This is a genomic window from Methanomassiliicoccaceae archaeon DOK (genome assembly GCA_009911715.1).
Lineage (GTDB): Archaea > Thermoplasmatota > Thermoplasmata > Methanomassiliicoccales > Methanomethylophilaceae > Methanoprimaticola.
Genome location: CP047880.1, coordinates 659,184 through 670,687 on the forward strand (window position 1 = coordinate 659,184; position 11,504 = coordinate 670,687).

General features: G+C 59.8%; 8 protein-coding genes and 1 pseudogene. 8 read left to right on the top strand and 1 reads right to left on the bottom strand.

Annotated elements, in window-relative coordinates:
- Nucleotides 1-173 precede the first annotated feature (173 nt).
- The 8 genes and pseudogenes from JS82_03440 to JS82_03475 all read left to right on the top strand — a co-directional run bounded on the left by JS82_03440 (nucleotide 174) and on the right by JS82_03475 (nucleotide 10,481).
- The gene (locus tag JS82_03440) at nucleotides 174-1,190 is read left to right on the top strand and encodes an N-acetyl-gamma-glutamyl-phosphate reductase (GenBank protein QHK17215.1); all 1,017 of its coding nucleotides are present in this window, start codon (nucleotides 174-176) and stop codon (nucleotides 1,188-1,190) included.
- Nucleotides 1,191-1,192: 2 nt separating this feature from the next.
- Nucleotides 1,193-2,419, top strand: a complete 1,227-nt coding sequence (argJ, locus tag JS82_03445) for a bifunctional ornithine acetyltransferase/N-acetylglutamate synthase (protein QHK17216.1) — start codon at nucleotides 1,193-1,195, stop codon at nucleotides 2,417-2,419.
- A 10-nt stretch (nucleotides 2,420-2,429) separates the two neighbouring features.
- The gene (gene argB / locus JS82_03450) at nucleotides 2,430-3,245 is read left to right on the top strand and encodes an acetylglutamate kinase (GenBank protein QHK17217.1); all 816 of its coding nucleotides are present in this window, start codon (nucleotides 2,430-2,432) and stop codon (nucleotides 3,243-3,245) included.
- Between the two features lie 4 nt (nucleotides 3,246-3,249).
- Entirely contained in the window at nucleotides 3,250-4,428 is a 1,179-nt protein-coding gene (locus tag JS82_03455) for an acetylornithine transaminase (protein ID QHK17218.1), read from the top strand.
- A gap of 2,083 nt (nucleotides 4,429-6,511) precedes the next feature.
- On the top strand, nucleotides 6,512-7,705 hold the full coding sequence (locus tag JS82_03460; protein QHK17219.1) for a hypothetical protein: 1,194 nt from the start codon (nucleotides 6,512-6,514) through the stop codon (nucleotides 7,703-7,705).
- Complete coding sequence (locus JS82_03465) at nucleotides 7,702-8,616, top strand: hypothetical protein (protein ID QHK17220.1); 915 nt, start codon at nucleotides 7,702-7,704, stop codon at nucleotides 8,614-8,616. Before JS82_03460 ends, JS82_03465 begins: the two co-directional genes overlap by 4 nt.
- A 26-nt stretch (nucleotides 8,617-8,642) precedes the next feature.
- Entirely contained in the window at nucleotides 8,643-9,671 is a 1,029-nt protein-coding gene (locus tag JS82_03470) for a mechanosensitive ion channel (protein QHK17221.1), read from the top strand.
- A 112-nt stretch (nucleotides 9,672-9,783) separates the two neighbouring features.
- Nucleotides 9,784-10,481, top strand: a pseudogene (locus tag JS82_03475) (ACT domain-containing protein).
- Nucleotides 10,482-10,779: 298 nt separating this feature from the next.
- On the opposite strand, the gene JS82_03480 reads toward JS82_03475, so the two are convergent.
- Entirely contained in the window at nucleotides 10,780-11,502 is a 723-nt protein-coding gene (locus tag JS82_03480) for an ATP-binding cassette domain-containing protein (protein ID QHK18386.1), read from the bottom strand.
- Between the last annotated feature and the right edge of the window lie 2 nt (nucleotides 11,503-11,504).

Here is an 11,504-nt window from a genome sequence, read left to right on the forward strand (position 1 = left end):
CGATTCCGACACCTGTTTCACCGTGAAAACATGCTGTTTCCATGGTCACAGTCGGGTCTGCGGGACGCCAAAACCGTCCGTGCGGAAACTACTGATATTTCATGTGTCTGAAATGGAACAATACCTTTTTGAACACTTCATCAGTGGTGTCCGCACTACACTGTGTGATGGAAATGACCAGAATAGGCATCATAGGGGGCACGGGATACACCGGCAGCGAGCTGGCGCGCATCCTGTGCACGCATCCGGACGTCGAGATCGCAGCCATGACTTCCCGTCAGAACGCCGGTGTCAGGGTGGCGGAGGTCCACCCGTTCCTCAGCGGATACGTCGACATAGACTTCACCGAGAGGATCTCCGACACGAAGGACCTCGACCTCGTCTTCGTCGCGACACCCCATGGTGTGGCCATGAACGAGGTGCCCGCACTCCTCGACCAGGGGATCAAGGCCATCGATCTATCCGGTGACTACAGGATGCACGACGTCGCCGTCTACGAGAAGTGGTACGGACATACCCACACCGATGTCGACAACCTGCAGAGGGCGGTCTACGGCCTGCCCGAGTTCTTCCGCGACGAGATCCGCGGCGCGGACCTGGTCGCCAACCCTGGATGCTACGCCACGTCAATCATCCTCGCCTGCGCCCCCCTGCTGAAATCGGGCTTGGTGGAGGAGGACGTCATCGTGGACGCCAAGTCCGGGACGTCCGGGGCGGGCATGGTCCCGAGTCCGCGCACCCATCACTCGACATGCGGCGAGTCGATAATCCCCTACAGCGTCGGCACGCACCGCCACACTCCGGAGGTGGAGATGGCGGTCGATCGTTTCGCGGGCTCGCACATGAAGGTCACGTTCGTGCCGCAGCTGATCCCGATAGTCCGCGGCATCCTGTCCTCCTGCTACTTCGATTTGAAGAGGGGGGTCACACAGGAGGAGATCGACGGGGTCTACCGCTCCCAGTACAGCGGGGAGCGCTTCGTACATTACGTGAAGGAGCCGTCCATCCGCGCGGTCGTTGGCTCCAACCACGCGCAGGTGTCGTCGCGTCTGATAGGCGACAAGGTCGTCGCGTTCGGCGTCGTGGACAACCTGGTCAAAGGGGCCGCAGGACAGGCGGTCCAGTGTATGAACCTCATGCTCAATCTCAAAGAATCCGCCGGGCTGGACATGCCCGGACTGGGGGTCTGAACATGGTAGAGATAATAGATGGTGGAATCACGACGCCCCAGGGCTTCAAGGCCGCGGGGGTGCACAGCGGAGTCAAGTACCGTTCCCTGGACCTGGGGATGCTGTACTCCGAGGTGCCCGCGAGGGCGTACTGCGCATTCACGAGCAACAACGTCAAGGCCGCCCCCGTGCAGGTGATGATGGAGGAGAACTCCCCGACCCTGTCCGCGGTAGTGGTGAACAGCGGAAACGCCAACGCGCTCACCGGGCGCCGCGGGATTGAGGACGCCTATGCGATGAAGCAGGCGGTCGCCGCGGAGCTGAACCTGGACCCGAAGGAGGTGGGAGTCATGTCCACCGGTCTGATCGGCCGTTTCCTGGACATGCACAAGATCCGCTACGGAATCTCCCGTGCATCCCGCGAGCTCGACGTTGGGCGCGAGGCGGACAAGCTGATTTGCGAGGCGATCATGACCACGGACACGATCAAGAAGGAGTGCGCCGTCCGCACCCGTCTCAGTGACGGGACGCTGGTGTACATAGCAGCCATCTCCAAGGGGAGCGGGATGATCGAGCCCCACGTCAAGGTGCTCCACGGGACCACCCTCACGATGATCACCACAGACGCCACCCTCGGCGACGACTTCGCCGACACCTGGCAGTCCATCCTCGACGACTCCATGAACATGGTGTCGGTCGACGGCGACCAATCCACCAACGACACATGCATCCTCATGGCCAACGGGATGTCCAAATCCAAGCCCGCCGACCACGACCCAGAGTTCGAGGCCGCGCTCCGTCTGGTCATGACGAAGATCGCACGCACGATCGCCATGGACGGCGAGGGCGCCACCAAGCTGATAGAGGTGCAGGTCACCGGCGCCGAGTCCAAGGACGACGCCAGGAAGGTCGTCAAGACGATCATCAACTCCCCGCTGGTCAAGACAGCCATCTTCGGGGCCGACCCCAACTACGGGCGTCTCATGATGGCAGTGGGCAACAGCGGGTGCAAGTTCGACCTCAACGAGGTGCGCCTGACAATCAAGGGCGGGGACATGGAGGTCCCGATCCTCGACTCCGGGGCACCCATCTTCCAGGACGAGCGCGCTGTCGAGGTGGTCCGCATGGCGATGGACAACAAGGAGGTCACAATCATGGTCGACCTCGGCGTCGGGGAGGAGAGCGCCACCGGCTGGGGCTGCGATCTCACATACGACTACGTCCGCATCAACGCGGAGTACGCCACATGAGGCGGTGGACATGGACGATCTATACGTTCTCAAGTTCGGTGGCAACGCGATCCGTGGCAGGGACGACATGATGCGCCTGTCCAGGGAGATCGCGGAGCTCATCCGTGACGGTGACAGGATCATCCTGGTCCACGGCGGGGGCCCAGAGATATCCGAGGAGATGGAGAGGCGCGGCATGACGCCCCGCAAGGTCTGCGGGGTCAGGGTGACCGACGCCGACTCCCTGGATGTGGCGGAGACGGTTCTCAGGAGGCTCAACGCCGAGATAGTCGGATGCCTCCAGGAGTCGGGCGTCCAGGCCCTGGGCATCCCGGGGTACTTCTGCACCGTCTGCACGAGGAAGCCCCCGATGAAGGTCGTCGAGGACGGCAACGAGGTCGAGGTCGACCTCGGTCTTGTGGGCGAGGTGTCAGGCACCGATCCGCAGTGCCTGTTCGACCTGCTTGAGCAGGGGATCACCCCCGTCATCTACCCCATCGGCAAGGATGCCGAGGGCAGGATGCTCAACGTGAACGCCGACACCATGGTCGCCGGCGTAGCGGCCGGTGTGGGATGCAGGGAGATGATCACCATCACTGACGTCCCCGGCATCATGCTGGACATCAACAACTCAGGCTCCAAGGTGGACTCCCTGACCCTGGAGGAGGTCGACCGTCTCATAGCGGACGGCACGATCTCCGGAGGCATGATCCCCAAGGTGGAGGCCTGCAGGAAGGCCCTGCTCGCAGGGGTCTCCACCGTCAGGATGGTCAACGGGAAGGATCCCAGGAGCATAATCACGGACATCAAGAAGGGCGTCCCCCACGGGACGGTCATCACGAGGTGACACAATGGATTTCAACGAAGTCAAGGAGAAGAGCGACCGCTACCTGTTCCAGAACTACGGCCGCATACCGCTCTCGTTCACGCACGGCAGCGGCTGCTACCTCTACGGCAGCGACGGGAGGGAGTACCTGGACCTGGTGGCCGGCATCGCGGTCAACTCCCTCGGCTACGCCCATCCGGACGTGACCAGGGCTATCCAGGAGCAGGCCGCCAGGATGACCCACGTCTCCAACCTGTACTACGTGGAGCAGCAGGCCGAGCTGGCCGAGAGGATCGCGTCCATCACCCCCGGGGAGCTGGACAGGACGCTGTTCTGCAACAGCGGGGCCGAGGCCAACGAGGGCGCGCTGAAGACGGCGGTGCGCTACACGGGGCGCTCCAAGGTGCTCGCGGCGCTGGACGGGTTCCACGGGAGGACGTCGGCGGCGATGGGTGCCACAGGCCAGGAGAGCATACAGAAGTCGTTCGAGCCCCTCATCGCCCACTCCTACGGGTACTTCAGATTCGGGGACCTGGAGAGCGTCAAGGAGATGATGACGAAGGACGTGGCCGCCCTGATAGTCGAGCCCATCCAGGGGGAGAGCGGGGTCCACACGGCCTCCGCAGAGTTCTTCAAGGGGGTCCGCGACCTGTGCGACGACAACGGCACCGTGATGATCGCCGACGAGGTGCAGACCGGGATCGGGCGCACCGGGGAGTGGTACGGCATTCAGAACCACGGCGTCGTGCCGGACATCATCACAATGGCGAAGGCCCTCGGGGGCGGGACGCCCATCGGGGCGGTCACGACAACCGACGGCATCTCCGCCATCATGACCCCGGGGACCCACGGCACGACCTTCGGCGGGAACCCGCTGGTGTGCAGCGCCGGATGCGCGGTCCTGGACGTCATGAAGAGGGACGGCGTCGTCGCCCACGCCAAGGAGATCGGCGCGAGGTGGATGGCCGACCTGAAGGCCATCGACTCCCCGAGGATCAGGGAGGTCCGCGGGTGCGGGCTCATAATCGGCGTCCAGATGGACACGGCCGAGACGGCGTCCATGGTGCAGAGGTACTGCCGCGACAACGGCGTGCTCATCAACGTCGCCCACGGCGGCACGATCCGCCTGATCCCGCCGCTCATCATCGACGATGCCCAGAAGGACGTCTTCACGAAGCTCCTGGCCGAGGCCCTGGCGCAGTGAGGGCTCCTTCTCCAAACGCCCATCAGGGGGAGGCGTCAGCTTCCCCCGCAGATCTTTTTTCGGAATGGCCCTGTATTTCAGAAAATTCGGTCCAGTCGCAATCAGGCCAGTCCGTCTTTTGTTTCCATGAATCGTCGCATCGTGCTGACGGTCATCGAAGATTGTCTATCTGTATGAGAACGAATCCCGAATGGGAATAGGTTCTTAAAGCCTATCAGTCGGATGACAGCACATCCAACGATGGGTTCCGATGGCGCTATATGGATTCTCGCGTATAGATAACGCATCCAGTGAATCGCGATCGCCAATCAGGCCATCTTTAAATAAATACGAACCGTGAAAACCATATCGATTCACCATGCCCGCCCCCTCATCGAAATCAATGCTCGTTCTTGCCGTACTGGCGGTCGTTCTGTCAGCCTCGCTGCTGCTGGTCTCCATGCCGGGGTACGACGGTGAGGACGGCGCCGGAGCCGCCGAGGATCAGACCACGATGGTTTGGTCGGAGGCGCAGGCGGTCGTATTCAATGGTGATGAACCGATCGGCTACAAGACGATCCAGGCAGCCATCGACAGCATCGTGGGCAAAGGCACAGTGTACGTGGCGAAGCATCAGTTGCAGGAAGGCGACGGGGCAATCACGATACAAGACAATCGGGCCATCACACTTCGTCTGATAACCATCGACGGAAATGATCAACCGATCGAACCTAAAGAAGAGACAGGAACAACTGAAAATGATGAGCCAACGATAACAAGAGCGGAAGGCTATCAAGGCCCGTTGTTTCATATCTCATTGAAAGGAGGAACGAGTGGCAGCTCACCTTCGTTGACCATCGAGGGTATGACGATACACGGAGGCAGTAATCAGGGGATTACAGCCACCGACCCACTCATCATAATAGCCGAGGGCAATGTGAAGATCAGCCAGTCGAAACTGTGCTATAACAACAATACCTCCTCGTTAGGAGGGGCCGTGCGCTGTGAGAAAGGCGCAGTGGTTGAACTCATCAGCAGCGAGATCACCGGATGTCATTCGACCAAGGGCGGAGCGGTGTACAGCAGCGGCGGTCTCATTGTCAGTGGTACCAGCATTCACTGTAACACCTCCGCCGGAGATGGTTCTGCCATTTACTCCGATGGTTCAAGTGGGGTATCCATCACATACTCAAGCGATCAAAGTGATGGGAGCATAGTTAAAAATAACAATTCTCAAGACGGCAGCGGTCAGATAACCATAGTTGATTCACATTTGAGTGTATATCGGTCTACAGTAGGGTCCAACAACGACTCGGGTTGTATCATAGAATTTGTGGCATCTGACATGTTATCTCCGATGGTAGATTGTTATTATTCTAAGGTTTACGGATCAATTTCCATGACAGTAGATGGCACTTGCCAGGCTGCTTGGCTCATTGATATGATTTATTCTTGTGGAGCAGTCACTCTGAAGCCTTCTGAGAATTGTCTTGGATTATGTTTACTACGTAACACGGCTCCGGATTATTTGAAAGTAAACTTGACTCCTCCAAACGGTTATGCATCGGGAACACAGACAGAAGAGATAGAAGAAAGTAAAGTTGATTTCTATTATATTTCCAACTCGCCAAAACCAGGCGGGGAAGGCGTCTCTACAATTATATTAACCGATGAAAACGAGGAGCCAAGGGCTGAAACGTATGTGTCTATCTTGAAGGATGGTAAGATACTGTTTGCTGGATTTACTGATAGTGAAGGTCGTCTGGGGTACAGCGGGAACCTCGGATTCTGCATGGTCAGATTTTCCACAGAAGATTCCGAAGGAAATTTCAGAGAGAATATGTTTTCTGTGTCTTTGACCGAAGATCAAGACATAGTAGGTGAAGGTCTAAACGTTACTCTTGACGCTGATTATCCGATATATGTTCGTAATGTAAAACCCCAACCACAAGGTACATTGTCCATCAAAACAACAGACAAGACCTCCTATCAAGAAACCATTGCTGAATTCAGTCCTCACCTGGGGCCCAGGCAGAATCTGGTAAAATATGTGGACGTCGGTTTCGGGGAAGTCGGGGAAGAATCTGGTAATGCACAAATTCACATGGTGTTCAGCCTCGAACTCCCTGACGGCATCGACCCCGACCGCGTCATACTCTTTCGCCAGCATGGCGATTCCGTCACCGAGATGGGCTACGTCCCTTCCTCGTCGTTCTGGAACAGTACTGACGACTGCTTCACGGTCGAGTACATCGGCGGAAGCTATTACGTCACCGTCAGGTCCAGCCAGTTCTCGGTCTTCGCCGTTGGCGAGGAGGAGCCCGCGCCGTCGCCCCCTCCGGAACGCACCGTCGTCACGGCGGTCATCGAGGACAGGCAGGTGCGCATAAGCGTCGGCCCCGAGAGCTACAAGGAGTACAGCGTGCGCGACTCGGAGGGGAACCTCCTCCTCGGATGGCAGTCCGGGGCGTCCGGCCTGACCATAAGGTTCGACCTCCTGCCTCCGGGTGCGGAGTACAAGGTCATGGGACGCTACGCCGGGACGACATCGGAGATCCTGGAGGCAACCATCGTCGCACCGAAGGACCCGGTCATAGAGGTGGTCTCGGTGAGCGTCGACAGCGTCATCCTGTCGTCCGAGGAGATGGTGGAGTACAGGCTTCTGCTGGAGGACGGCACGCCGGTCGGCGGATGGGTCCCGGGAGACGGAGAGGACAAGGGATGGGCCGACCTGGACCCCACCCTGGACTACTACGCCGAAGCCACATCCACCTCGGACGGGATGACCCTCTCCACGGGGCCGGTCCTCGTGAAGGCGGGCGTCAGCGCCGAGGTCACAGGTGTCATGAAGCACGGCGGCGCCTTCCTCGTGGTCACCGGCATCGGACAGGGGTTGTCATGCACCGCGGACGCGGCGGTGTACCACTCGTCCGGCATGTCCGTGACGTTCGGACCGATCCAAACCGGAACCGTCACCCTGACGTTCACAGGGTCCGACGGCGGGGAGGTCCGCACGATGGAGGTTCTGGTGCCCCCGGTCCCGCAGGACTCGGGGGACGACGCCGACGTGATAACGATAGACTCCCTGGAGGGTGTCATGTACAGGCTCCACGACCACACCGGCGCGGTGGTCTCCGACGGATGGGTGCACGGGGGAGGCGAGCTCTCCTGGTCGGTCGACCCGTCCAAGGGCTACTTCGTCACGATGGTCACCGGCAACGAGGACGGCGCGGTGCTGTTCCCCATGACCGAGGTCAAGCGTCCCGCCGAGATGCTGGTGTCGGGGGAGGCGGCATGAGGATCAAGGACGGGATCAACCCCGTCGACCGCGTGAACGCGGTGGCGGCGGAGAGCGAGTCGAGTTCGGAGGAGAACGAGACCGCCGAGGAGATCCAGCAGTCCACCGAGATCCAGAAGTTCGAGGAGTTCGGCAGGGACACCCTGAAGGATTCCGTTTCAAAACGCAAGAAGACATCTTACAAGAGCGCCCAGAAGAGGGTGCTCACGACCATGATGGCCGTGTCGGCCGTCGTGGTGCTCACGGTCTCGCCGATATCGATCTTCGAGCCGATATTCGGTCCCGTCCTGGACCCTGTGTTCGGGCCGGTCCTCGACCCCGACTACGGGGACCAGGAGGACCCGGGCTACGAGGGAGGGGTCACAGGCGGCTTCTCGGAGGTGGTGGCTTCGGAGGACACCATATGGTACACAGTCAGTCTGGAGGGCCTGCAGGGCGACGAGACCATCACGGTGGACCTCACCAACAGGTTCACCGACCGCTCGTCGACGGTGGGCGGCGACGGGGACTCCGGCTCCCAGACGGGGCTCAAACCGGGGATGACCTACACGCTGACCCTGAGGGACGGGTCGCACGTGCTGTCCTCCGTCACAGTCGAGACGCAGCGCGAGGTCGAGACCTTCTTCCACTTCGAGGGCGGGGAGTGCACCTGCCTCATCGACGGGATGTTCCACTTCTCCGCAGAGATCATCGACGGAGGGGTGCAGCACGGATTCACGGCGACGCTCACCGACTGGTACGGTAACGTCTCCACCGCAACGATTGACCCGGAGGCCGGGGAGTACTCCCTGCCGGTCACCGGGGCCGGCCTCCTCGGGGACACCGCGGTCCTCAGGATAACATGCATCCAGGACCTGGAGGACGGAGGGACAGAGCTCGTGGTCCTCCACGAGTCGGAGTACACGATCTGAACAACGCATTACGGAGAGGATAGGAAATGCAGGAGAACGAGTCGAGGGGGTTCCCGGTCGTAAAGGCGGTGGTGCTGGTGCTGATGCTGGTGGTCACCCTTGTGTCCTGGTTCCTCGCGGACAGGATATACGGGGAGGGCTCGGTGTTCAACGCCGCCCCGACCGGCGTGGACAGTATAGACTCGGTCTACCAGGCGATGCCCGACGTCATAGACTGCATCAGGCTGCTGTTCCTGATGTACGTGTTCACCAAGGTGGTGCAGTTCATCGTCACCAAGACCATGAGCGGCAGCAAGAGGAACATGACCGCCGCCAAGATGATCAACAGCTTCATCAAGTACGTCGTGGCGATCCTGGCGGTGCTATCGGTGCTGTCGGTCCTGGGCGTGGACACGGCGACACTCGTGGCCAGCGCGGGCATAGTCACCCTGGTCGTGGGTCTCGGCGCGCAGAGCCTCATCGCGGACGTGGTGGCGGGTCTGTTCACCGTCTTCGAGGGGGAGTACGGCGTGGGGGACATCGTGGTCATCGAGGGCTGGAGAGGGGAGATCGAGGAGATCGGTATCCGCTCCACAAGACTCGTCGATGCCGGCGGGAACGTGAAGATCATCAACAACAGCGAGATCGTCTCCGTGGTGAACCAGACCCAGAACTACTCCGTGGTCACGACCATCATCTCGATCGAGTACAGCGAGTCGCTCACGAGGGTCGAGGGAGTCATCGAGGACAACCTCGAGCGCATCAAGGCCGCGATCCCCGAGATCGTCAACGGTCCGTTCTACAAGGGGGTCACCGCCCTGGGGCCGTCCAGTGTGGACCTGATGTTCATGAGCGACTGCGACGAGAACGACTACTTCGTAGTGCAGAGGGCCATGAACAGGGAGCTCAAGCTGCTGTTCGACGAGAACGGCATCAACATCCCGTACCAGCAGGTGGTCGTCCACCAGGCGGCGGAGCAATCCGGCACCCAGGCCCAGGTGGTCGATCGCTCCTCCGACGGCTTCGTCGCCGAGCAGAGCAGGATCTCCAAGGGGATGGAGGCGAACCAGATCTGAGGCCTGCCGCCCATCCTCTCCGGACCCTTCGGGACGGTTGACACGGCTGTCCCATTTCCAAACCTTTTACACATTTTCTGTCTATTTTAAAACATTATATACCTGTACGGGGATGTCTTCGAACATGTCCAAAAGCGTCATCAAGGAGAGTCTCGCCGAGAAGACCAGGATGTACATAGACGCCACCCCAGCATCAAGGACTGCGTCGCCAAGGGGCTCATCAACTACTCGTCACTCGCCAGGATGATCATGAAGGACATCGGCGTGGACAACGAGGAGGCCGTCATGATCGCCTGCCGCCGCTACGCCTCGAAGCTCTCGGTCACCACCGACCACGAGCTCAGCATCCTAAGGATCCTGAAGGACAGCAGGCTCGAGATGAGAACCAAGACATGCATCGTGACGGCCAAGAACGACTGGTCCGTCCTCCACAAGATGGACAACCTGTTCAAGGACCTCTGGAACGAGAACAGCATCATGCAGTGCGTACAGTCCGCGTCCGCGGTGACCATCATCGCAGACACGCTCCTGAAGGAGAGGATCATCGACACCGTCGGCAGGTTCAACCTCATCAAGGTCAGGGAGAACCTGGTGGAGATCGCCGTCAAGTCCCCGGAGAAGATCGTGGACACGAGCGGAGTCATCGCATACCTGATCACCAACCTGTCCGACGCCGGCATCAACATCGAGGAGACCGTCAGCTGCCACACGGACACCATCTTCATCGTCGGGGAGTCCGACATGATCAACGCGTACTCTGTGCTGACCAAGTGCATCCAGTCGGCCGAGGAGACCATCAGGGGCGAGTGAGTCCCGTCAAACCACATTCACGTGCTCTGCCTCCGGCATTATGCCGGGGGTTGGGCATCATGTAAGAAATAACGTGTGTGCAGAGGAGGATACCTCCCCAGATACACACAACGATTCAATATCATCCTCGAAGTAGTTGTTTTTCCGATGTTTTTCCATCTGGGTTCGGCACATCAGGCGGTTCCAGTTTACGGAGGTAGCCATTTTTACAATCTCTCTGCCGATTCTGGAAGACATCTCAAAACGACGTGTCAATCTCATGAGGAAAGAGGGGTGGTCGCCCACCCCTAAGGAGTTTTCAGAGTATCTTGGACAGGAAGTCCTTGAGGCGCTCGTTCTGCGGGTTGCCGAAGAACTCGTCGGGGGTGTTCTCCTCCGCGATGACCCCTTCGTTGAAGAAGAGGACCCTGTCGGAGATCTCCCTGGCGAATCCCATCTCGTGGGTGACCACGAGCATGGTCATCCCGGAGTCGGCCAGGTCCTTGATGATCTTCAGGACCTCGCCGACCATCTCCGGGTCCAGAGCGGACGTGGGCTCGTCGAAGAGCATCACGTCGGGGTTCATTTCAAGCGCCCTGGCGATCGCCACACGCTGCTGCTGTCCTCCGGAGAGCCTCGACGGGTACTGGTCCGCCTTGTCCTGGAGGCCGATCCTGGCCAGGAGCTCGTCGGCCTTGGCAGAGGCTTCCTCCTCTGTCATGATGCCCAGCTTGACCGGGGCCAGCATGATGTTCTCCTTCACCTTCTTGTTGGGGAAGAGGTTGAAGTTCTGGAACACCATGCCGATCCTGCGGCGGAGCAGGTCTATGTCCGTCTTCGGGTCGAGGATCTCTATTCCCTCGAAGACGATGCTGCCCGCGGTCGGCCTCTCCAGCAGGTTTATGGATCTCAGGAAGGTGGACTTCCCGCATCCGGACGGTCCGATGATGGAGATGACCTCCCCCTTGTGGACGTCCAGGCTAATGTCCTTCAGGACCTCGTGGTCCCCGAAGGACTTCCCGAGGTTCCTGATCTCAATCAGTA